Origin of the sequence: Vibrio sinus (genome assembly GCF_023634645.1) — a bacterium.
Lineage (GTDB): Bacteria > Pseudomonadota > Gammaproteobacteria > Enterobacterales > Vibrionaceae > Vibrio > Vibrio sinus.
Window position 1 is genome coordinate 23,593 of record NZ_JAMKMR010000019.1, and the last position, 22,495, is coordinate 46,087.

The following is a 22,495-nucleotide window of genomic DNA, read 5'->3' on the forward strand; positions in this document are numbered from 1 at the left end:
GAGCCCGCTTATTAGAAGTTTATTTTAGATGTAAGTCACTTAGTCATATCCACCATAATCGACACAGTTTCATCTAAGTAAGCATCTGGTTTCTCATAATCCTTAGGAACATCATCCAAAGAAGCATAAGGTTTTAGCCCTTTTGCTTTTTGCCTTTCATTAATTCGTGAAAGTCTTAAGTCATCGGCTTTGGCGCTTTCCTCTTCTCTGACTTTCTCACTTAGAGAGATGAAGTTATCATCTTTTGTCTCTTTGTAGTGTTCAATATCCTCTTCAATGAACTTAAACTCCATATCATCTTTAATACGAAGCTTATGCTCTTCAGAGAGTTTATCAATCAGAGGCTTAAAATTATTGAGAGACTGATATTTCGCTTGAGCAATTTGGTCCCAAGGCAGTGCGTTAGCTTCGACACTCTCTCCAGTTTCGGAAGGATCAACTAACGATGGATAAGCGATGTCGGGAACCACGCCCTTATTTTGAGTGCTTCCGCCATTGATACGATAGAACTTTTGAATCGTATACTGAACGTAACCCAACTCTTTATCGAACAAATCGTAAATCTGATTGAGTGACCGATGTTGCTGCACGGTTCCCTTACCAAAAGAGTTTTCACCAACCACAATAGCACGGCCATAATCTTGCATCGCAGCGGCAAAGATTTCAGAGGCCGACGCACTATAGCGATTAATCAACACAATCATCGGACCTTCATAGCTTATGTTTCCGTCAGTATCACTATTCACATTGACTCGACCATAACTATCTCTTACTTGGACAATAGGACCACTTTTAATAAACAACCCGGACAGCGCGGTGGCTTCTGTTAATGCGCCACCACCATTATTGCGAAGATCGACAACAATCCCATCCACGCCCTGAGATTTAAGATCCGTCAGTAGCTTCTCTGTGTCTCTTGATAAACCAACATAAAAACTCGGTACCTCTAGAACACCAATTTTCTTGCCATCTTTCTCGATCACCTCAGATTTGACTGCTCTATCTTCGAGACGGATCTTATCGCGCGTTATTGTGACAACGTGACTTTTAGCATCTTTACTGTCTGGCAGTATTTCGAGCTTAACTTTAGTCCCTTTCGGACCTTTAATCAGTTGTACAACGTCATCCAAGCGCCAGCCAATCACATCAACTATCGCTTCTCCATCTTGACCAACCCCGACTATTCGATCTCCTTCACCCAGTTGTTTACTTTTAGATGCTGGGCCACCAGCAACCAAAGAGCGAATGACCGTGTAATCATCCGTCATTTGCAATACTGCCCCTATTCCTTCAAGAGATAAGTTCATCTCTGACTGGAATTGTTCGGCATTTCTAGGAGAAAGATAGCTGGTATGAGGGTCGACTTCACGAGCAAACGCATTCATGTAAAGCTGAAACGCGTCTTCGTTATGAGTTTGACTTAGACGACGTATCGCATTGTTATACCGCTTACCCAGAATCTCTTTAATTTCAGGCCAAGTTTTACCCGTCATTTTCAGATTCAGTGCATCGTATTTAACACGCTTGCGCCACAGTTCATTGAGCTCAGCCTCATCTTTTGGCCAAGCGGCTTTGCTCCTATCTAACTGCAGTGACTCATCAACATCAAATTTCATTTCTTCGTCTAGCAGAGAAAGCGCGTATTTAAATCGATCATATCGCTTGCGCATAGACAAGTTGTAAACATCGAATGCAATTTGGTTGTTGCCCGACTTCAGCTGATCGTCGAGTTTGTCGGACCATTTATTAAAGGAGTCAATATCAGATTGGGTGAAAATATTTCTGTTGAAGTCAAGGAGCTCTAAATAACGTTCGAAGATGCCTTCTGAGAACTGATCATTGAGGTCGAAGTGCTTATAGTGGTTTTGAGTGAATCGCCACATTACCCGTTTACTTGCTGTTTCGTGTTGGGTTTCAGGAGCAAGTACAGGAAGGTCCTTCTTACTGATGTTGGCTTCTAGTGCCTGAACTGGGGTTACTGCTAACCAGAGGCTAGCAGCAATCAGCGTCAATTTTAAACGGGTTTTCATGCGTAGGAGTATCTCCTTTAGGCGCGCAAGTGCTCCGCTTTAACGACCATTTGTAAGCCGTTTACAAGTTGAACACGTACATCTTCCTTATTGATTTCAACAATGGTTGCAGCCATATTCCCTTTGCCCATGTTCACATTCACTTGTTTGCCGACAATCATTTCATCTGCATTCAAAGCTCTTGTTTTAACTGGTTTTTTAGCGTCTTTATGAGCTTTCGACGTTGTGCGACGAGGTTGAGTCTTTCTCACCTTTTTCGCTTTTTCTTCTTTTGTTTTTTGAGCTTGTTCCTTCCGTTTCGCTTGAACTCTAGCTTTGCTCTCCGCGAGTGTGGTTTTCGCATGCTCAACATGCTCTTCTTCTAACTCTCCACATGTGTTTCCATCTAAGTCAACACGAGTAGCACCTGGCTTTACGCCATGTAGATAGCGCCAAGAAGACGTATATTGCCTTAAAGCCGCTCTAAGTTGAGTTTTGCTGACCTTAGGGTCTTCACTTAATCTCTCGGCAAGATCTTGAAAAATGCCAATTTTCAAAGGTTTTGCTTCACCTTCTAAAGTAAAGCACTTAGGGAAACATTCAGCAATATAAGCAATGACTTCTTTGCTGTTCTTCAACTTTTCAGTGTTTTCCATGAGGATTCCTGGTTAATGCGGTCTTCCGCAAGCATGTAGATAAAGATTTGAAGTATTATAGTGACCTGCAAATGAAAAACCACACTCAAAGATTAAAATCTCATTTATTAGAGCGCGAATTAAGCACCTTTTCGACTTCACGGACTAAAAATACCAACCCTTCTTCATCTATCTGGCTAAATCTTGATATTTCTGGGCTATCAATATCAAGCACGCCCACAAGTTCACCGTCAACGGAAAACGGAATAACAATTTCAGAATTGCTCGCTGCATCACAAGCAATATGACCTTCAAATTGATGAACATCGTCAATCCTTTGAACCGTATTGGTCGCAATTGACGTGCCACATACCCCTCTGCCGACAGGAATACGAACACAAGCAGGTTTTCCTTGAAAGGGTCCTAACACTAACTGATCCTGTTTTAATAAGTAGAACCCAACCCAATTAATTCTATCTAGCTCCATATTTAAAAGTGCGCTTAGATTAGAGAGGTTTGCAATCAGGTCAGTTTCACCTTCCAAAAGTGCAACAGCTTGTTTCGTTAGACGATGATAGTGTTCGATGTTCATTGTTACTTCCAAATTATTGATAACACCTCGATGTATATCACATCTCAAAATCAGTTCGCAATGAAACATTGCTGTTATACTTCAAGCTATCAATATGGTAACCGTTTCAACGCTACGGATTAGCGTGTTAAGGATGGTTGACGAGGCCTCATTAGAAATGATTAGGGAACAATCAAGCGGCAAGTTACATCAGGTAGTGCAATGTCAAAGTTGCCAGTGGCCAATGGCGCGCGTGCCATTGCAGAAAAACCAAAAAGCACATTGCCCAAGATGTGACAAAGTTGTCTACCAGGCAAAGCAAGTTAGCCTCTCTGGTAATTTGGCCCTTGCTGTCACCTGCATATTGTTACTGGTACCCGCCCACTTTTATAACTTTATTGAAATTAACCTATTTGGTGTCTCTTTCTCTGGCAGCCTATTCTCAGGTGTAATGGCACTGGCGCATGAAGGGTATATATTTCTTGCTCTATTGGTCATGTTTTGTAGCTCCATTGCCCCCTTCACCTTGTTTACTGTGGTTATCCTAGCGCATGTCGCGTTGAAATACCGACTGTTGCATGTGTTAGATAGATGTTTGAAGCTGATGCGCCAAATTAGACATTGGGTCATGATTGACGTCTTTTTGGTCAGTATCGCGATATCTTGTTTTAAGCTACAAGACTATGCCGATATTTCTTTAGATACTGGCCTGTTTTCTCTGATTCTTCTGCAAATTTTAGCTGTACTTTTATTATCTAGAATAAACATCGAACAGTATTGGAATGCTTGGCAATGTGTGTCGACTACACCGGTTGACTGCGATTCTTTTTGCCCAGAACGTTATATACAGTGCGGGAGTTGTTATTTAACCCAAGATTCAACACATACACGGTGTATAAGATGCACCAACAAAATGTCGCCATTCAAGCCTCATTCATTACAACGCTCCTGGGCATATTTGATTACCGCGACGGCTGCTTTGCTTCCTGCCAATCTTATCCCTATCTCGATTTTGATGACCAATGGCAAACAAATCAAAGACACGATATTTTCCGGAGTCCTGTCTCTGGTTCAGCACGATTTACTCTTTATCGCCGTCATCATATTCATTGCGAGTATTCTTGTCCCTATTATTAAAATTGTCGGTATTGGCTATGTGCTGATTTCCATTTCCTATGGTAAAGCTTTATATCAGAAGCAGTGCATGAAGATATACGCCATTTTAAAATGGATAGGAAAATGGTCCATGGTGGACCTTTTCGTCATTTCTATTATGCTGACGTTAGTAGATAGAGGTCAGGTGTTGAACTTTACACCAGGTTTAGGTGCGGTCGCTTTTGGTGTTGTGATTGTTTGCACTATGCTATCCGCGGAAAGTTTAGATGCACGATTGATATGGAAATTAAACCGTCGTATTCACCAACAAACGGACTTCTTGCATGAGTAGTGAATCCAACCCCGTTATTAAGAACAGCAATAGAATTTCCCCACTGTGGATATTGCCGATCGTCACCATTATTTTAGTTGGCTGGCTTTTATCTAAGTCTATTCGAGACTCAGGCACCACGATACAAATACAATTTTCTGATGCACAAGGGCTTATCGCAGGAAGAACCACCATTCGCTATCACGGCTTGGAAGTCGGCATTGTGCGGGACATCGTGCTGTCTAAGGATTTAAAAAGTATTTATGTCGAAGCCGACGTTTACCCAGAAGCGGAAACTTTGCTGAAAAAGAACACACGGTTTTGGTTGGTAAAACCGACCGCGAATTTGTCTGGGGTGACAGGCTTAGATGCGCTAGTTTCAGGAAACTATATCGCTGTCCAACCCAGTTCGGCTGAATCTGAGCCTGAAACGAAGTTTCGCGCTTTAGACATTGCACCAACGGACATTCTTACTCGAGGTGGACTGAATATAAAGTTAAACGCAAAAGACTTAGGTGGGATCTCAATTGGGTCGCAAATTCTCTACCGCCGCATTCCGATAGGCGAAGTCTACAGTTATCAATTGGGCAAACAACATGAAGATGTATTAATCCGCGCCTCTATTAAACCAGAATATCAGCACGTCATCACCACAGACAGTCGATTTTGGAATGTCAGTGGTATTGGTGCATCGGTAGGGTTTAATGGCGTAGACATCCACTTAACCAGCATGAGTGCTCTGCTTGCTGGCGCTATTGCTGTCGACTCTCCTGATGAGGGAAGCCCAGTGGCCAATGGCCAAGAATTTAAGTTATACCCCGATATCGAAACCGCAGGTCGCGGTATCCCTATATCCATCTCTTTACCCGAGAACAATAAAATCAGTACATCGGGTGCTCCTATTATGTATCGAGGCCTTCAAATAGGACAAATTACCACGCTACAACTCGACAATAAAAAGCAACACATTGTCGCCCACGCAGCAATAGAGCCCGCCTTCAGTGACATGTTGAATAACAACACGCACTTCATCTTAGAAGAACCTAGACTATCTTTGTATTCTCTCGATAATTTGACCAACTTAGTGAAGGGCAACTTTCTCACCATTGTCCCTGGCAAAGGCACGCCTAGCCGCGATTTTATCGCCTATCGACACAACAATGTCGATATGCAAAAAAATGACGCCGTCATAGTGCACCTAACTTCTGAGGACGCACATGGGCTTGATAAGGGAGCGAGTATTCTGTTTAAAGGGTTGCCGGTTGGTAGCGTTGCCAATATCAAATTAGTCAAAGACAAGGTTAAGCTTGATCTATTGATCAATAAGAAATACGCACATTTGATAAAGTCTAAAAGTCGCTTTTTTATTTCCAATGGCATTCATATTGATATGACTGAATCTGGTGTCGCTATTTCCGCTCCACCTCTAAAGCGCCTTATTGGACGCAGTATCAGTTTTACCAGCGAAGGCAGTAACAAACGGCCTGCCAGCTATCCGCTTTATGCTAGCAAGCAATTGGCCATCATTGCTAAAGAAGAAAACGAAGGTGCTCGATATCTAAATTTAGTGACCGACGAGCTGCCCTCTCTTTCAGTGGGAAGCCCCATTTTATATCGTAATCTTCCCGTTGGGAAAGTCGTCAACTTTACTCTGTCTAAATCTGGTGTGGTGATTCGTATCAAAATCAATCACAAGTATCGCCATTTAATTACCAATGACACCGTGTTTTGGAATCAATCAGGTATTGATGTAGAAGCCACACTCGAACAAATTAGTGTTAACGCAGGTCCACTTAAAAGCCTACTGCTCGGTGGCATCGCCTTTGAGCAGATCAAAGATATAGATAACAAAACGGGCACAGATTGGAAGCTTTACAAAGGGTTTAAACAAATTCAGCAGTCAGGTACACCTATTACGCTGACTACCCAGTCTCCAGTAAAACTAAAACCTGGAGCCAACGTTAAATACCAAGGCACAATCATTGGTAAAGTGACTGACGTCAGACCCAATTTCAAAAATAATACCACCACGGTAACCGTTACTATCTACTCAAGGTACTTCCCACATATTGCTAAAAAAAGCAGTTACTTTTGGCTCGCAAAGACCAAAATCAGCCCATCAGGCATAGAAAATATTGAAAACATTTTAGGCACCGACATTTATGTCACCCCCGGCGAAGGTGAAAAGCAGGACTACTTTGTTTTGCATTCGCTCCCCAGGCTGAATCAAGGCATCACCTTTCGCTTACAAAGCGACCAAAAAGGCTCGATTAAAGCAGGGACACCGGTTCTCTATCGAGATCTGGAAGTTGGCACTGTGACGAACGTTGAACTTGGCGATCTATCAGACAGAATTATCACCACCATTTCAATTGACAAAAACTACGCATATTTAGTGAGGAAAAACAGCGTGTTTTGGAATGTGTCTGGTGTTGATGTTTCCATTGGTCTAACCGGCGCTAACTTAAAAGCCGGCACAGTAGACAGCCTAATACGTGGGGGGATCGCTTTTTCAACTCCTGATAATTCGGAATTACAGCCACCAGCTAGGCAGGATCAAACGTTTTATCTTAATCCTGCCGTTGAACAATCATGGAAAAATTGGCGATTGCCGATTCCTAAATCGTAACACGATGACTGACAGTCAACTGAAGTGGACACTCGCATCTTCCGAATGCTTGAGTATAATGTGCGCCACCCCAAATCGAGTGAGTATTAACATTGCAGCAAGACGTGTATCTACCCAGTGAATTTTTGTCTCATATCTCTTCTATTCTTCCCGAAGGCGAATCACTTGAAGAGTTTACTGCAGCGTGCCAGCGGCCTCTTAGAAAAAGTATCCGTGTTAACACCTTAAAGATTTCCGTTACCTCGTTTAAACAGCGCGCTGAACGTAAAGGTTGGCAGCTAGACCCTATTCCTTGGTGCGACACTGGATTTTGGGTTGACATAGATGAATCCACCACACCTCTAGGTAACACAGCCGAGCATATGGCAGGGCTGTTTTACATTCAAGAAGCCAGTTCGATGATGCCTGTTTCTGCTCTCTTTCATCAAGAGGACGAAAAGTTTGAGACAGTGTTGGACATGGCCTCTGCACCCGGTTCAAAAACCACTCAAATTGCTGCCAACATGAAACACTCTGGCGTTGTCGTGGCAAATGAGCTGTCTTCCAGCCGCGTCAAAGTCCTTCACGCGAGCATTCAAAGGTGTGGTGTCCGTAACTGTGCACTCACCAATTTTGATGGCACGGTGTTTGGCAGCTGGCTTCCCGAACAATTTGATGCCGTGCTACTGGACGCTCCGTGCTCAGGTGAAGGCACAATCCGGAAAGACCCAGACGCACTAAAAAACTGGAGCTTAGAAAGCAGCAAAAAGATTGTTGAGGTGCAAAAACAACTCATTGAAAGCGCCTTTTATACACTTAAAACGGGCGGGACATTGGTTTATTCAACATGTGCGTTAAGCCAAGAAGAAAACCAACAAGTCTGCGCGCACGTGTTAGACACGTTTAACGGCGCTATCGAGGTAGAACCTTTAACTGAATTCTTTTCGGATGTAGACAAATCGATTACATCTGAAGGTTATGTACACATCTTTCCTCAGACATATGATTGTGAAGGTTTTTTTGTTGCCAGATTTAAAAAGACATCATCGATTTCACCACCCGATGTTAAAAAGAAACTGGGCAAGTTTCCTTTTGAAAAAGCCAGCCGTAAACTCACTGAACAATTATCTGGACTATTAGAAAAAGAGCTCAATGTGCGTTTACCTAACCAGTATTCAATTTGGACACGCGATAAAGATGTGTGGCTATTTCCCGAATCCTTAGAACCGTTGTTAGGTGAATTGCGCTTTTCTAGAATGGGAATAAAAATCGCAGAGTCACATAAAAGTGGCTTTAAATGGCAACACCAAATTGCGACCGCGCTTGCGACAGGTCAAGAGGCGCGCTGTGTCGATATTAACCAGGATCAAGCGAGGGAATGGTATATGGGCCGTGATGTACGCCCTGACGTTCCATCCGATAAAGGCTCTGTTTTAGTACGCTACGACGGATTCATCATCGGACTAGGAAAGTGGGTAGGCAGTCGAATTAAAAATGGTTTACCGAGAGAGTTAGTGAGAGATAAAAACCTGTTTTAGCTCCCGTACAATCATCCTTAATACCAACAGGTCGCCCCACGGCGATCTTTTTTGTACGTGACTTTTGCACATAACTTAGGAATACTAATATAGATGCATTAAATTAAACGCCAAAGATAAATATAATACTTCCCTATGATAAGAATTTAATTGTATATCTATTTCAGGAAAGATTTAAATATTGAAGTGGGATTTTTATTTATTCTTATCATAGTTTTAAATATTCCAATGTTTTTTACCGAATTCTATTTATAGTGATGTCAATTACTGAGGTAAATATGACATGACTAACCATATGATATTCTATTTTTGTGGCACCGGGCGGGTCGTCACAAACCAAGCGGGCCAACCTAAACGGTCCGGTAAGCCTGATACCTGCTCAGGCTTTCTTGAAGCAGAACTTAGTATACTGCGTCGAAAACACTCCCTTCTAGGAGAATTTCACGCATTCAATGGCTGCGACATAGGTAGATGGAATAACCCGTTTGGAGCTACAGCCCATGGAACAGGCGCTCGAGCGAAAGAAGCGCTAAAAATCATCGAAGCCTATTTTAAGCAGTCAAACCCAACCATTCCTCTTAAAATTAACGCTATTGGCCATTCGAGGGGATGTATATCAGCATTAAAACTGGTTGAATATATTGGTAAGGCAAAAAATAATCTTGCGAGTAAAGTCTCTGTCGTTTTAGATTTAAAAGACACCGTGCCTGGAGACATGAATAGCACCAACAGCATTGGTAGCTCAGTTGCAAAACGCTTAGCTGATATGTCTAAATATCGTTTCGTTCGCCTCGCACACCTAACCTACGCTGACCAAAATGGTAGGAATGATGTTAATTCATTTGGTTTTCAACCACTGATGCCGAAATTTAGTGCTTTCACGCGTGTGGAAGTCGATTCAATTATAGGCAATCACGGTGCCTTTGCTGAAGTGTATAAAGAATATCCTGGTGCGTATCATCTCGTAAATGCGAACTCGATGGAACTCATCTTAGATCACGCAGACATTGAAGATGAAGCCGCTTATAAAACGATAAGGAAAATGCAGCTTACCTCATACAAGCTGATGCTGGACAAAAAGATTCGAAATAGGCTATCGAACGTAACCGACCGCAAACTTCATTACGATGGCAAAATCAGTTCTACTGGTTACAAGAACCCAGCCAGCTTAAATACTAGGCACAGAAAGCTTCAATTAGCCGAAGATATCGTGTTAGCAAATGACTTAGTCGCACTCGAAGTATTTGCTCCTAGGAAGTATTCAGATTTTGATGCATTGGCTTTACTTTCCGACAGCGGCCGGTGGGTTGAAGAAATTTTCGATCTCTCACACTCTATTTCGACACGGACTATGTGTCTGACTTTGCAACAAGTTTTTAGAGATTCTAGTTATTATCCAAAACTAGGTGAGTCTCAGGATACGTTGGACGCTGAAATGGTTCGCAATATTCTCGCAGCCAAAATAAGAGAACACCTGAGAGATCCTCGCTTGACGAGTAAAGACTTAAAAACCTACTTAGCATATATTGAGAGCGGACGGAGAAAAATGTCTATCAACCGTAATCAATTTGTTTATGAAGCGGGCGGAAGGGATAAAGTGTTTGAACGTAGTAAGACAAGGCACGAAGAATTTGAGCGCGACCTAAAACACTATCGCAAACACCGTTCAAGACGTGAGGCCATTGTCTCTGATCATTAGAAGTTAATTTGCTGGCATGCAGCTTTCACCTTGAAGTCTGCATGCCTAACTTTTACATCAAACTAAACGAATTCCTTCCTTCTCAATGGTTATCTTGCCTTGCTTGTACAAACCACCAATGGTTTTCTTGAACGTACCTTTACTGGTTCTAAACGCGGAGAAAATAGCATCTGGTGTTGATTTGTCGTTGAGTGGCAAAAAGCCCCCCTGTTTTTCAAGTTGCTCAATAATTTTGCTACTAAGGTCATCAAGCCTAGCCACACCGAGCTTTTGCAAGGACAAGTCAATTTTGCCATCTTCGCGAACGGTTTTGATGTAACCTTTTAATCGCTTACCAATAAACAGCTTTCCAAACACATCTGAGGAAAAAATCATGCCCCAGTGCTGGCCATTTACAATGGCTTTAAAGCCCAGCTCACTTCGTTCAGCTATGATTAAATCAACCTGTTGATTGTTGGTATAGTTTGCGGGAGACTTGTCCAAAATCTTATTAAATTTTGTGGTTCCAACCACTCGGCCTGACGCTTTATCGGTGTACACATAAACCAGCAACTTTTGCCCCTGTTTTAAACGCCCGCGTTGCTCACTAAATGGCACCAGCAAGTCTTTTTCTTTGATACCCCAGTTCACAAACGCGCCTGTACTATTTACGCCCTGAACTGTCATTAGGCCCCATTCACCGACTTGAGCAACGGGTTTGTCTGTTGTTGCTGACAGCTGGTTTTCAGAGTCAAAATACAAAAAAACATCTAGGTTATGCCCGACTTCGGTCCCTTGAGGTACGTACTTATTGGGTAGCAAGGTGGTACCAAACTCATCCGCGTCCAAAAATACGCCAAAATCTGCAAGCGTCACAACTTCTAGATTGTTTACTTGTCCAACTCTTATCATGTCAAATATCTCATATCAAAATTTCGGTGATTATACCCAATCTCTAGTATGCTTTCCTTATAACATTATAATTATAATTGCGTTAGGAGGCGGCGTTGGTCACTGTTGACAAACATGACGGCATCACACTGAAAATATCACACACATTAGGCGCTTCTCAACGCACCGATCTTGACCTCTACTTATTTGTACCTGGTGAGCTAGGCCTAACACCTGAAATCATCACTGAATCTGAATTCTATTACAGTGCTATTCATCAAATCAGGACATACTACAGTGATGAGACCCTACTACCCTTAGTGCACAGCCGATTGGTCAAACGAAAACGCCTATCCAGCACTCAATACCGTGTTAGCTTGAGCTTGTTTGCTTATCAGTATGTCATTGCGCTAGACAAAGCCGTTAACAACCTTATCGGGCAAGATAAGGATGAAATCATGCAAGAAGAGCTGGATGAGATCATAGAACTCGCATTGGATATATTAAAACGATTACGTCGCAGCGTACCTTATGATGAAAACCTAAAACGTTATTACGCGAATATCGACAACTATCTATCCTGGTATACAGAACAGAATTTTCTCGCTTTAGTCGCACATTTGCCAAGAAATGATACCTACTCGAGTGTCAAGGCTCGATTGATAGGTATCGCCGAGAAAGAAATACAGCATCGTGAATTGCACAACTACAACTCTGAAAAAGTGCGTTCAGATGTCACCCGCATGAGCAACAAAATGCGACTTCTTCGGCGACTGATAGAACACCCGATAGTACTGCAAGAACAAACTCTCTCATTGGGCAAAAACTTACGCCGCGCTTCAAAAGGAATTGCGACAGGTTTTGTCATGGTATTCGTGACCATCATGGCGATTACAGCCCGAGATTACTGGGGAGAAATCACCGTTTCTTTTATCGTCATCATGTCGATTTTGTATGCGTTACGTGAAATTTTTAAAGACGATTTACGTGACGTACTCTGGAGATGGGTACGAAAAAACAAACCAAAGTGGCGCAAACGGTATTTAGATCCAACCACAAAGAAAACCGTTGGCCAAAAACTCGAATGGCTCGATTATAAAATCAGAGACGTACTACCCGATAAGATAAAAGCCATTCGCAAAAAGCGAGTGGTTCAGAGAGAAGAACAAATTCTCCACTATCGCTGTGAGACCGAAATGTCGACGTCGAGGTTTATGAGTGGCTACGAAGAAACCAAAGATGCACTGCTTATAAGCATGCGCCCACTTACTCGGCTCATGGATAAAGGTTCAAACAAAGTCTACATGTTAAACAAAGGGCAGGTATCACGAGAGTCCGTCGATAAGCGCCATCTCTTCAATTTAATCGTTCGAGAAAGTAGTCCAGGGAAAGCGGCGCGATACTATCGTTGGAAAATCATTCTTAACCGAACCAAAATCGTCGCCATTGAACAAATAGAGCTGTAACTAAGAGAGCTGTAACTAAGAGAACTATAGTCAAAAGCGCTATTCCTTCACCTTTACCGAAAGCATTAAGGTAAATTCTGCAACATGGCTATCTGAGTCAATGTTAGGGCACCGAGCGATTATTGATACATTGCGATTGATTCTTTGCTTAGTTTCGATCGCTTCGTCTAACATTTGGTCGATGAGCTTACCATCAGAGCATTCAAATAAAACATCTCCTTCTGCTCGCTTTAGAAACTTGCCTTCCACCTCTTTAAATGCGAGTGAAATGTTGATCCCCCTTTGAGAGGACTTACTCATCGCCATAAATCCACCTGCAACGTCAGCACCAATCGCCAACGCACCGAAGTACATACTGTTAAGGTGATTCTTGGTTTTTCTTTTTAGTGGCATTCTCACGGCGACAGATTGACTATCTAAACTAATGATTTTGGGACGACAAAGCCAAATCAGGGGGACTTTGAAAAAACCAAAACTCTTTAAGTATAGATTTGCTTTTTTAACACTGGATAACATGGATGAACCCTAAAGAAAGTCATCTGACCAGTTAAACCAGAGAGTTCAATATTGTCAAATATCTTCCGTAAACATAGTGATGCGAATCTAAAACTCTATCAATTGTCCTTATCGTCAACATAAACGTTTATTACTCTACGTAATTCCGTTATCTTTACGTCTTCGAAATAGGAATAATAAACGAATTCAGCATGCCATTAAAAACCGACGAACTCAGAACTCAAGCACTTGGTCCTATGCCAACACCAGCAGAACTTAGCAACGCCCACCCTATCACCGATGAAGTTGCAGAAAGAATTGCACAATCAAGAAAGCAAGTAGAAAAAATCCTTCTAGGAGAAGACAAAAGATTACTTGTGATTGTTGGGCCTTGTTCAGTGCACGACACGGAAGCAGCACTTGACTACGCTAGCCGCCTAGCAGCCGTGCAAAAGCACTATGAAAAAGAACTGTTTATAGTAATGCGAACTTACTTTGAAAAACCTAGAACCGTCGTCGGTTGGAAAGGGTTAATCACAGATCCGAACTTGGATGGCTCCTATGCTCTTGAAACAGGCTTGAGCAAAGCCCGTCAGTTACTTCTTGATATCAACAAGCTTGGCCTACCCACCGCCACCGAGTTTCTAGATATGATTACGGGCCAGTACATTGCCGACTTGATCACTTGGGGTGCCATTGGCGCGAGAACCACAGAATCACAGATACACAGAGAAATGGCATCGGCTCTTTCTTGCCCTGTCGGCTTTAAAAACGGAACCAATGGTAACGTCAAGATTTCCATCGACGCCATTCGTGCCGCTAAAGCCTCCCATTACTTTTATTCTCCTGACAAAAGTGGCCGTATGACCGTGTATCGAACCAGTGGAAACCCGCACGGACACGTTATCTTAAGGGGTGGAGATAAAGGGCCTAACTTTGATCGTAAATCAGTAGAACTAGCGTGCTCAAAACTGTCTGAGTTTGACTTACCACAAAGACTGGTTATTGATTTTAGCCATGCGAACTGCCAAAAGCAGCATAGAAAGCAGATCGATGTTGCAAAAGACGTATGCGAGCAGATCAAATCTGGCAGTCAGTTAGTCGCTGGTATCATGGCAGAAAGCTTTATTGAAGAAGGCAACCAACCCATGCACGATATCTCTGCGCTTAAATACGGCCAATCTATTACTGATCCATGTTTAAGCTGGGAACATACAGTAGAAATGCTTGATTTATTATCTGATGCAGTTAAGACTCGATTCTAAAAATTTTAATAGGAAAATACTATGCCATCATTTGATATTGTTTCTGAAATCAATACGGTAGAGCTAAGAAACGCGGTAGAAAACGCCTCTCGTGAACTATCAACTCGATTTGACTTTCGTGGCGTGGAAGCTTCGTTTGAACTATCAAAAGAAGAAACAGTGAAGCTAAGCGCGGAAGCTGACTTTCAACTAAAACAAATGCGAGACATTCTGCGTGGCAACTTGACCAAACGCAACGTGGATGTGAACTCCATGGACTCACAGACAGCCGAACAGTCAGGCAAAATGTGGAGCCAAAATGTCTTGTTCAAGCAAGGTATTGATACGCCTACTGCAAAGAAAATCGTCAAATCAATTAAAGACGCCAAGTTAAAAGTGCAAGCCGCTATCCAAGGTGAAAAGGTGCGTGTAACAGGTAAGAAGCGAGACGATCTTCAAGCCGTAATTGCGCTTATTAAAGGTGCTGACTTGGGCCAGCCATTCCAGTTTGAAAACTTTAGAGACTGACCAAACGCGACTTTTCTTGCCTGTTGGCAAGAAAAGTCTGTCTATTGAACCATACCAAGTTTATAGCACTTCCCATGCCCCATCAGTAAGTTGAACTCACTGCTGTCGGCAGGAATTAAAACGCAAATACTCTCATCGTTCTCTTGTTTGTTTTCCAATAACGCCACTAATTCCATAGTATCTTTATATACTTCACGGCTAGCGTCGCGTCGAACCAGATCAACAAATTCGAACGGACAATCTTTAAAATACAATACCGTTTCCGCTTTTTGCATTTGTTGTAACGCTTTGAAAGTTAAAAGCTCAACATCTTGACCTACTTCTATCCAACTGAGTGTGGGCGTCTCTACATGTTTGCCTTTTATTTTCTGCACATATACAGATTCCAATTGCTCCCAACTTGTTGCCTCAGCGACACTAGTCAACGCAAAGAAGGATTCCCAAAAACTTTTTCTTTCAGTAACTGTGGCAAAATGTTCCTTGATATCATTTCTCTTTGACGCGGCAAAGTCACCGAGTAAAGCCGTGTTATGAGCAAGAACTGACTCCAACGTTTGTCTTATATTTCTGACCAACACAGGTGATGCACCACCACTCGATATTGCGATTTGAATTCTGCCACGATTGACGACGGATGGCGTGATGAAGTCGCAATAGGGTAAGTCATCGACCACGTTGACCAAGATGCCCATATCTTTTGCATCTTGATATATCTGGTGGTTAATAGCAGGGTTGTTCGTTGTCGCCCACAACTGAACAAAATCCTTTGACAATAAATCCGCTGAGTAGAAATTTTGTATCCAGTGCACCTGCTTTGCTTTGACCCAGCTGTGTAATTGAGCATCAATCTTCGGAGAGATGAGAGTGACGATTGCACCTGCTCGCATTAACATGTCAACTTTGCGGGTTGCAACTTCTCCCCCGCCCACCACCAAAACAGATTTGCGATTTAAATCGAAAAATAGTGGAAAATATTGCATCGAGACCCTTTTTGTTCAAGATTACGAGAGTGATAAGGACTCTAGACTAGCAAAAAAGCTTGATATTCACACCAATTACAACAATTCTTGGTTAAGAGTCTACTGCAAATCAATAGCGACACTTTTGTGCCTTAAACAGAGCAATTTAACCCAATTATTCTTTCCCATCACATATCCGCAATATGAATGAAAAATATATATTTCACCATTTTTAAGTATCAATACCATTTAAATATCTAGCAAACCACTGCATAAACTAGATCAATGGCTTTTAATTTAGTCACTCATCAGTATTATGTTTCATTGACCTTAGCTATGAAACAAAACACTTTATTTACATTTAATTTACATTTGGACATTCTAATAAATGAGCTTAGGTGTGAGGAATGTCAAAAATCTTTTTCAAATTATGCATTTGAGAAAATTGCAATCCTTTCCTACCCTTATAAATGGTTGATTTACATGTGAGTCACTTATCTCATATGCGGCCTGCTCAGTTATAACAAATTTTTGCTCACTAGGTTGTATCTGAATTTAACGGTTTAACAAAGTTCATACAGGAAGGAAACAAATGGCAAATAAACTAACACTTCTTGCTTCCGTCGTAGCTGCATCTACTGCGTTGGTCGCAAACAGTGCTTCAGCGGCAGATAGCACACTGCAGAAAGTAACCAAGCAGGACTTTTTGACGTGTGGGGTAAGCGCAGGTTTACCTGGTTTTTCAAACCCGAATTCTAAAGGTGAATGGGAAGGTATCGATGTGGAGTATTGCCAAGCGATTGCAGCCGCAGTACTCGGGGATAAGAAAAAAGTTAAATACGTACCACTTACAGCTAAAGAGCGTTTTACTGCATTGCAATCGGGTGAAATTGACGTTCTTTCACGAAATACAACATGGACGCTCCACCGTGACACCGCGTTAGGCCTCAACTTTGCGGGCGTAAATTATTATGACGGTCAAGGCTTTATGGTCAAGAAGTCACTTGGCGTCACGAGTGCTAAAGAGTTGGATGGTGCTTCGATTTGCGTTCAATCAGGCACAACCACCGAGCTCAACCTAGCGGACTACTTCCGAACCAATGGCATGAAATACAAACCCGTTGTTTTTGATACCGCACCACAAACTTCCTCAGGATTTGACGCTGGACGTTGTGACGTATTAACCACTGACCAATCAGGCTTATACGCTTTGCGTCTCAACCTAAAAGACCCGAGCTCAGCCGTCGTATTGCCAGAAATTATTTCAAAAGAGCCACTAGGTCCAGTTGTTCGCCAGGGTGATGACCAATGGTTCAACATCGCTAAATGGGTGCTGTTCTCAATGGTGAACTCCGAGGAATATGGCATCACATCGAAGAACGCAGACGCCATGCTTAAATCGAAAGATCCGAATATCAGGAGAATCCTAGGCCTTGAAGGTCCAAAAGGAAAAGGGTTAGGTATTCGTGATGACTGGGGTTATCAGATCGTGAAACAAGTGGGTAACTATGGAGAAAGCTTTGAGCGAACTGTCGGTAAGGGCTCACCGTTACAAATTTCACGAGGCATGAATGCCCTGTGGAATGCGGGCGGCATTATGTACGCACCACCGATTCGATAAGCGTTTAAATCACTGGGCGGGGAAACCCGCCCTTGCTACACATTTTTAGAGGTTATTGTTGTATGAAGCCTACTGAGAAGATATCTACAAGCTCGCAGAACGGCCGATCGCAAGGGAAAAACCTATTTTACAACCCTACTTTTCGCGCTGCGGCCATACAAATCATCGCCATATTCTTACTCTTCTTCTTTTTTTACACCATTGTTAACAACGCCTTAAATAACTTAGAGTCTCGTGGTATCGCGACCGGATTCGACTTTTTGCACCAAGAGGCTGGTTTTGGCATTGGCCTGAGTTTAATTGATTACAACGAAACCTATTCTTATGGGCGAACCTTTGTTGTTGGCCTTCTCAATACCGCATTAGTCTCATTTTTAGGTATAATTTTGGCGACGGTTCTTGGGTTTGTTATCGGTATCGCTAGATTGTCTTCCAACTGGTTAGTCAGCCGATTTGCCGCGGTTTATATTGAAACCTTCCGTAACATCCCACTGCTGCTTCAGATTTTCTTCTGGTACTTCGCTGTACTACAAGCGCTACCTTCTCCAAGGCAAAGTATGAGCCTAGGTGAGGCATTCTTTTTAAATGTACGTGGCCTATACATGCCCGCTCCCGTCTTTGAATCAGGGAGCTCATTTGTGCTGCTCGCATTGCTAGCTGGTATCTGCGCTTCGGTCGTGATTAACGTTTGGGCAAACAACAAACAAAAATTAACCGGGCAACAAACCCCAATGGGAAGAATTGTCTTGTTGCTGTGTGTCGTTTTTCCTGTCGTCGTTTACTTTCTAATGGGTTCACCAATTAGCGCTGAATACCCTGCTTTAAAAGGGTTTAATTTCACTGGAGGGATAAGCATAATACCAGAGCTAGCGGCATTGCTGTTAGCACTGTCCATTTACACCGCCTCCTTCATTGCTGAAATCGTCCGTTCTGGTATTAATGCTGTCAGCCATGGTCAAACCGAGGCAGCAATGAGTTTAGGGCTGTCTCGTACCAAAACGTTAAAGCTGGTTGTGATCCCACAAGCATTAAGAATCATTATTCCGCCTCTTACCAGCCAATATTTAAACCTGACGAAAAACTCTTCTCTCGCCATGGCAATTGGCTACCCAGATCTTGTCTCTGTATTTGCGGGCACAACACTAAACCAGACAGGGCAAGCGATTGAGATTATTGCTATGACAATGGCTGTCTATCTGACGTTAAGTTTGCTGACATCAGCCATCATGAATACGTACAACCGAAAAGTCGCACTGGTGGAGAGGTGATTTATGAGTAAGCATCAGTTTTTGCCAGATTTACCGCCACCCGCTAATACCGTTGGAGTCATCGGTTGGTTAAGAAAAAATTTATTTAGCGGGCCTTTTAACTCTATTGTCACCATTCTGCTGGGCTATTTTGCCCTAACCATGCTGTGGAATGTTTTCGATTGGGCATTTTTACAAGCCGACTGGTCAGGAACCACTAGAAATGATTGTAGTCGTGATGGTGCCTGTTGGGTATTCATCAGCGTGAGGTGGGAACAGTTCATGTATGGGTTTTATCCTCATGCAGAGCTTTGGCGTCCACGTCTGTTTTACGCAACCCTAGCGGTTTTCACTGTGCTTCTTGCCTACGAAAAAACACCTAAACGGCTATGGATCTGCTTATTTTTCGTTACTGTGTATCCGTTTCTTATGGTTGGCCTGCTCTATGGTGGCGTGTTTGGACTGGAAGTCGTCGACACACACAAGTGGGGAGGATTACTTGTCACTCTCATCATAGCATTGGTCGGCATCATCGTTTCTCTACCTATAGGTGTAGTTCTTGCGCTCGGGCGACGATCAGACATGCCTATCATTCGCAGCATTTGTACTGTTTACATTGAAGTATGGCGTGGCGTACCGCTTATCACGGTGCTTTTCATGGCATCTGTCATGCTTCCACTGTTTTTGGCGGAAGGCTCAGAAACTGATAAATTGATGAGGGCCCTCATCGGGGTTGTTATGTTCAGTGCGGCCTATATGGCCGAGGTGGTTCGTGGAGGACTTCAAGCCATTCCCAAAGGGCAATATGAGGCTGCTGACGCATTAGGTTTAACCTATTGGAAAAAAATGGGGCTTATTGTCCTTCCCCAAGCATTAAAAATCACTATCCCTTCTATTGTAAACACCTTTATCGGCTTATTTAAGGACACCAGCCTAGTGTTAATCATAGGTATGTTTGATGTTTTAGGTATCGGCCAAGCCGCCAATACCGACCCTGAGTGGCTGGGCTTTGCCACTGAAAGTTACGTTTTTGTAGCACTGGTCTTTTGGATCTTTTGCTTCGGTATGTCGCGGTACTCTATATGGTTAGAGAACAGGCTACATACAGGACACAAACGATAACCATTGAACAAGAAGCAAATTGATTCAGCTTGAGGAAAGATTATGACACAACCAACTAGCGATAACTCAACAGAGCCAATGATTCATATCCGGGACATGAACAAATGGTATGGTGAATTTCATGTACTTAAAAACATCAATTTGGATGTGCGCAAAGGAGAAAAGATTGTCATTTGCGGACCATCTGGTTCAGGTAAATCGACAATGATTCGCTGCATCAACCGACTTGAAGAACATCAGAAAGGACAAATTATCGTCTCGGGTAACGAGCTCACCGAAGATCTCAAAAACATCGAAGCCGTACGCCGAGAAGTGGGAATGTGCTTCCAGCACTTCAACCTATTTCCTCACTTAACCGTACTAGAAAACTGTACACTCGCCCCTATCTGGGTAAAAAAACTACCAAAATCAGAAGCCGAAGATATTGCGATGAAGTACCTTGAGCGGGTGAAAATACCCGATCAAGCAGAAAAATACCCTGGACAACTATCTGGTGGACAACAGCAGCGCGTTGCTATCGCACGCTCACTGTGTATGAGCCCTCAAGTGATGTTGTTTGATGAGCCCACTTCAGCACTTGACCCTGAGATGGTAAGAGAAGTTCTGGATGTGATGGTAGAGCTTGCCGAAGAAGGGATGACCATGTTGTGCGTCACCCACGAAATGGGGTTTGCAAAAGAAGTTGCCGATCGCGTCATATTTATGGACGCAGGAGAAATCATTGAGGAGAATAACCCTGTAGATTTCTTTGAAAACCCTCAATCGGATAGAACACAAAACTTCTTAGCTCAGATTCTACATCACTAAAACATTATCGTGAAGTGCAGGAAATCAGGCTTGAAAATGTTATATCGTGTTACACATTACGATCACCCGTTTTCATAAAAGACTTGATTTTCTGAACTTTCAGCCCCATAAATGTACATAATTATATAGGAACACCTTTAACGAGGAAGATTATGACTAGTCCGATGTATACTCGCACTTCAAGCCAGCAGCAAAGTGCATTACAGACAAATAAAGTTTTGCGCAATACTTATGCGCTTCTCGCCATAACGCTACTTTGGTCTGCAATGGTAGCGGGTGTCACAATGGCATTAAACCTTCCTAGCCCTGGCATCATTATTATGCTGGTTGGTTTTTATGGTTTGCTTTTCTTAACAGAGAAAAACCGCAATAACGGAATGGGACTGGTATTTACCTTCCTATTTACCGGATTCTTAGGCTATACCGTTGGCCCACTGATCAACATGTATATCGGTGCAGGTATGGGTGATATCGTCCTAACAGCATTAGGCGGTACAGGTTTGGCGTTTATTGGTGCATCTGCGTATGCGTTGACAACTAAACGTGACCTATCCATGCTCGGTGGTTTGATCATGTCGCTATTTGTGGTGTTAATTGTGGGTATGATTGCCAGTATTTTCCTTCAGTCCACCACACTTCACTTAGTATTGAGTAGTTTGTTTATCATCTTCTCAACGTTAGCGATTTTGTACACAACGCAAGGTATCATTCGCGGCGGAGAAACAAACTATATCTCAGCAACGATTACTTTGTTTGTATCCATCTACAACATCTTTATTAGCTTACTAAGCATTCTTGGTCTAACTCGAGACTAAGTAAACAAGTTAAAATAGAACCATGTAAAAGCCTGACTGGTTATCTAGTCAGGCTTTTTTTCTTTCCACCCTATTGAGATTTACTTCCCCTACTCGTACCCTTATACGTAAAACGTACCATCCGTAATTTAAAAGTAATGTTTATTTATAACGGCAAACAAATTCAAACAGATTCTCAGGGCTATTTACTCAATCACAAAGAATGGGAAGAAGGCATGATTGCCGTCCTTGCTCAAGAAGAAGGCATAGAATTAACTGACGCACATTTGGAAGTGGTTCACTTTGTGCGTGATTTTTATGAAGAGTTTAATACCTCGCCAGCGGTTAGAATGCTCGTGAAAGCAATGGAAAAAGCCCATGGGCCAGAAAAAGGCAACAGTAAGTATTTATTCAAGTTATTTAAAAAAGGACCGGCAAAACAAGCAACGAAGCTTGCTGGTCTACCTAAACCTGTTAAGTGCTTATAAAAACTATCTACTGTAGCGCGAAGCGCTACAGTATTTCAAAACCCTTATATTGTTTAAATTCTGTATCCACTCTTAAAACATTATCAACCGTAGCAGTCCTAGGACCGTCATTTAACCACTCTGCCATTTGGTTGATCTGATCTTCTTCTCCACAGACTACAACTTCAACATCTCCATCATTGAGATTTTTCGCATACCCAGTTAGGCCATGAACCATGCCTTGATGCGCAGTATGATATCGAAAGCCTACTCCTTAAACGATCCCAGAAACCGTAAATTTTTCACACTTCTTAACCATCTTCTTCACCTCTAAACGATCAGTGAATTAAAATAGTATCTTCGGCCAAAGTACCGAGTCTATTGATTTC

General features: G+C 42.5%; 19 protein-coding genes and 1 pseudogene. 13 read left to right on the forward strand and 7 right to left on the reverse strand.

Annotated elements, in window-relative coordinates; all coding sequences use genetic code 11:
* Nucleotides 1–35: 35 nt before the first annotated feature.
* From prc to M9194_RS16950, 3 genes are all read right to left on the reverse strand, one after another.
* Complete coding sequence (gene prc / locus M9194_RS16940) at nucleotides 36–2,030, reverse strand: carboxy terminal-processing peptidase (protein WP_250613872.1); 1,995 nt, start codon at nucleotides 2,028–2,030, stop codon at nucleotides 36–38.
* Between the two features lie 17 nt (nucleotides 2,031–2,047).
* Entirely contained in the window at nucleotides 2,048–2,665 is a 618-nt protein-coding gene (proQ, locus tag M9194_RS16945; protein ID WP_250613873.1) for an RNA chaperone ProQ, read from the reverse strand.
* 100 nt (nucleotides 2,666–2,765) lie between these two features.
* On the reverse strand, nucleotides 2,766–3,236 hold the full coding sequence (locus M9194_RS16950) for a GAF domain-containing protein (RefSeq protein ID WP_250613874.1): 471 nt from the start codon (nucleotides 3,234–3,236) through the stop codon (nucleotides 2,766–2,768).
* A 133-nt stretch (nucleotides 3,237–3,369) separates the two neighbouring features.
* Between M9194_RS16950 and M9194_RS16955 the strand changes: the two genes are divergently transcribed.
* The 4 genes from M9194_RS16955 to M9194_RS16970 all read left to right on the forward strand — a co-directional run bounded on the left by M9194_RS16955 (nucleotide 3,370) and on the right by M9194_RS16970 (nucleotide 10,486).
* Complete coding sequence (locus M9194_RS16955) at nucleotides 3,370–4,662, forward strand: PqiA/YebS family transporter subunit (RefSeq protein WP_431769419.1); 1,293 nt, start codon at nucleotides 3,370–3,372, stop codon at nucleotides 4,660–4,662.
* Nucleotides 4,655–7,270, forward strand: coding sequence for an MlaD family protein (locus tag M9194_RS16960; protein WP_250613876.1), 2,616 nt, complete (start codon nucleotides 4,655–4,657; stop codon nucleotides 7,268–7,270). The genes M9194_RS16955 and M9194_RS16960 overlap by 8 nt, the downstream gene beginning before the upstream one ends.
* Before the next feature lie 92 nt (nucleotides 7,271–7,362).
* Nucleotides 7,363–8,787, forward strand: a complete 1,425-nt coding sequence (gene rsmF, locus M9194_RS16965; RefSeq protein ID WP_250613877.1) for a 16S rRNA (cytosine(1407)-C(5))-methyltransferase RsmF — start codon at nucleotides 7,363–7,365, stop codon at nucleotides 8,785–8,787.
* Between the two features lie 283 nt (nucleotides 8,788–9,070).
* A complete protein-coding gene (locus M9194_RS16970; protein WP_250613878.1) occupies nucleotides 9,071–10,486 on the forward strand; it encodes a hypothetical protein in 1,416 nt (471 codons plus the stop codon).
* Between the two features lie 57 nt (nucleotides 10,487–10,543).
* On the opposite strand, the gene M9194_RS16975 is transcribed toward M9194_RS16970, so the two are convergent.
* Entirely contained in the window at nucleotides 10,544–11,377 is an 834-nt protein-coding gene (locus M9194_RS16975; protein ID WP_250613879.1) for a CvfB family protein, read from the reverse strand.
* A 95-nt stretch (nucleotides 11,378–11,472) separates the two neighbouring features.
* On the opposite strand from M9194_RS16975, the gene M9194_RS16980 reads away from it, so the two are divergent.
* The gene (locus M9194_RS16980; protein WP_250613880.1) at nucleotides 11,473–12,822 is read left to right on the forward strand and encodes a hypothetical protein; all 1,350 of its coding nucleotides are present in this window, start codon (nucleotides 11,473–11,475) and stop codon (nucleotides 12,820–12,822) included.
* A gap of 39 nt (nucleotides 12,823–12,861) precedes the next feature.
* Here the strand turns inward: M9194_RS16980 and M9194_RS16985 are convergent, their stop codons facing one another.
* Nucleotides 12,862–13,338, reverse strand: a complete 477-nt coding sequence (locus tag M9194_RS16985; RefSeq protein ID WP_250613881.1) for a DUF4442 domain-containing protein — start codon at nucleotides 13,336–13,338, stop codon at nucleotides 12,862–12,864.
* 191 nt (nucleotides 13,339–13,529) lie between these two features.
* Between M9194_RS16985 and M9194_RS16990 the strand changes: the two genes are divergently transcribed.
* A complete protein-coding gene (locus tag M9194_RS16990; RefSeq protein WP_250613882.1) occupies nucleotides 13,530–14,582 on the forward strand; it encodes a 3-deoxy-7-phosphoheptulonate synthase in 1,053 nt (350 codons plus the stop codon).
* Between the two features lie 21 nt (nucleotides 14,583–14,603).
* Nucleotides 14,604–15,089 carry a YajQ family cyclic di-GMP-binding protein gene (locus M9194_RS16995; RefSeq protein WP_250613883.1) on the forward strand — a complete coding sequence of 162 codons (486 nt, stop codon included), beginning with the start codon at nucleotides 14,604–14,606 and terminating at the stop codon, nucleotides 15,087–15,089.
* A 41-nt stretch (nucleotides 15,090–15,130) separates the two neighbouring features.
* Here M9194_RS16995 and M9194_RS17000 read toward each other — a convergent pair whose 3' ends face one another.
* Complete coding sequence (locus tag M9194_RS17000; protein ID WP_250613884.1) at nucleotides 15,131–16,069, reverse strand: precorrin-2 dehydrogenase/sirohydrochlorin ferrochelatase family protein; 939 nt, start codon at nucleotides 16,067–16,069, stop codon at nucleotides 15,131–15,133.
* A gap of 571 nt (nucleotides 16,070–16,640) precedes the next feature.
* On the opposite strand from M9194_RS17000, the gene M9194_RS17005 reads away from it, so the two are divergent.
* The 6 genes from M9194_RS17005 (at nucleotide 16,641) to M9194_RS17030 (ending at nucleotide 22,127) form a co-directional block, all read left to right on the forward strand.
* Nucleotides 16,641–17,669: an amino acid ABC transporter substrate-binding protein gene (locus M9194_RS17005; protein WP_250613885.1), complete on the forward strand. Its 1,029-nt coding sequence runs from the start codon at nucleotides 16,641–16,643 to the stop codon at nucleotides 17,667–17,669.
* A gap of 62 nt (nucleotides 17,670–17,731) precedes the next feature.
* Nucleotides 17,732–18,937, forward strand: a complete 1,206-nt coding sequence (locus M9194_RS17010; protein ID WP_250613886.1) for an amino acid ABC transporter permease — start codon at nucleotides 17,732–17,734, stop codon at nucleotides 18,935–18,937.
* 3 nt (nucleotides 18,938–18,940) lie between these two features.
* A complete protein-coding gene (locus M9194_RS17015; RefSeq protein WP_250613887.1) occupies nucleotides 18,941–20,038 on the forward strand; it encodes an amino acid ABC transporter permease in 1,098 nt (365 codons plus the stop codon).
* A gap of 42 nt (nucleotides 20,039–20,080) precedes the next feature.
* Nucleotides 20,081–20,845, forward strand: coding sequence for an amino acid ABC transporter ATP-binding protein (locus M9194_RS17020; RefSeq protein WP_431769418.1), 765 nt, complete (start codon nucleotides 20,081–20,083; stop codon nucleotides 20,843–20,845).
* A gap of 152 nt (nucleotides 20,846–20,997) precedes the next feature.
* A complete protein-coding gene (locus tag M9194_RS17025; protein ID WP_250613888.1) occupies nucleotides 20,998–21,660 on the forward strand; it encodes a Bax inhibitor-1/YccA family protein in 663 nt (220 codons plus the stop codon).
* Nucleotides 21,661–21,797: 137 nt separating this feature from the next.
* Nucleotides 21,798–22,127 carry a TusE/DsrC/DsvC family sulfur relay protein gene (locus M9194_RS17030; RefSeq protein ID WP_250613889.1) on the forward strand — a complete coding sequence of 110 codons (330 nt, stop codon included), beginning with the start codon at nucleotides 21,798–21,800 and terminating at the stop codon, nucleotides 22,125–22,127.
* Between the two features lie 25 nt (nucleotides 22,128–22,152).
* On the opposite strand, the pseudogene yccX reads toward M9194_RS17030, so the two are convergent.
* Nucleotides 22,153–22,425 (reverse strand): annotated as a pseudogene (gene yccX / locus M9194_RS17035) (acylphosphatase).
* Between the last annotated feature and the right edge of the window lie 70 nt (nucleotides 22,426–22,495).

Coding starts and splice junctions, on each gene's coding strand:
- M9194_RS17015 (WP_250613887.1), top strand. CDS start 18,941: ATGAGTAAGCATCAGTTTTTGCCAGATTTACCGCCACCCGCTAATACC.
- M9194_RS17020 (WP_431769418.1), top strand. CDS start 20,081: ATGACACAACCAACTAGCGATAACTCAACAGAGCCAATGATTCATATC.
- M9194_RS16955 (WP_431769419.1), top strand. CDS start 3,370: ATGGTTGACGAGGCCTCATTAGAAATGATTAGGGAACAATCAAGCGGC.
- M9194_RS16960 (WP_250613876.1), top strand. CDS start 4,655: ATGAGTAGTGAATCCAACCCCGTTATTAAGAACAGCAATAGAATTTCC.
- M9194_RS16975 (WP_250613879.1), bottom strand. CDS start 11,377: ATGATAAGAGTTGGACAAGTAAACAATCTAGAAGTTGTGACGCTTGCA.
- prc (WP_250613872.1), bottom strand. CDS start 2,030: ATGAAAACCCGTTTAAAATTGACGCTGATTGCTGCTAGCCTCTGGTTA.
- M9194_RS17030 (WP_250613889.1), top strand. CDS start 21,798: ATGTTTATTTATAACGGCAAACAAATTCAAACAGATTCTCAGGGCTAT.
- M9194_RS17000 (WP_250613884.1), bottom strand. CDS start 16,069: ATGCAATATTTTCCACTATTTTTCGATTTAAATCGCAAATCTGTTTTG.
- M9194_RS17025 (WP_250613888.1), top strand. CDS start 20,998: ATGACTAGTCCGATGTATACTCGCACTTCAAGCCAGCAGCAAAGTGCA.
- M9194_RS16995 (WP_250613883.1), top strand. CDS start 14,604: ATGCCATCATTTGATATTGTTTCTGAAATCAATACGGTAGAGCTAAGA.
- proQ (WP_250613873.1), bottom strand. CDS start 2,665: ATGGAAAACACTGAAAAGTTGAAGAACAGCAAAGAAGTCATTGCTTAT.
- M9194_RS16970 (WP_250613878.1), top strand. CDS start 9,071: ATGACTAACCATATGATATTCTATTTTTGTGGCACCGGGCGGGTCGTC.
- M9194_RS16950 (WP_250613874.1), bottom strand. CDS start 3,236: ATGAACATCGAACACTATCATCGTCTAACGAAACAAGCTGTTGCACTT.
- M9194_RS17010 (WP_250613886.1), top strand. CDS start 17,732: ATGAAGCCTACTGAGAAGATATCTACAAGCTCGCAGAACGGCCGATCG.
- M9194_RS17005 (WP_250613885.1), top strand. CDS start 16,641: ATGGCAAATAAACTAACACTTCTTGCTTCCGTCGTAGCTGCATCTACT.
- M9194_RS16985 (WP_250613881.1), bottom strand. CDS start 13,338: ATGTTATCCAGTGTTAAAAAAGCAAATCTATACTTAAAGAGTTTTGGT.
- M9194_RS16990 (WP_250613882.1), top strand. CDS start 13,530: ATGCCATTAAAAACCGACGAACTCAGAACTCAAGCACTTGGTCCTATG.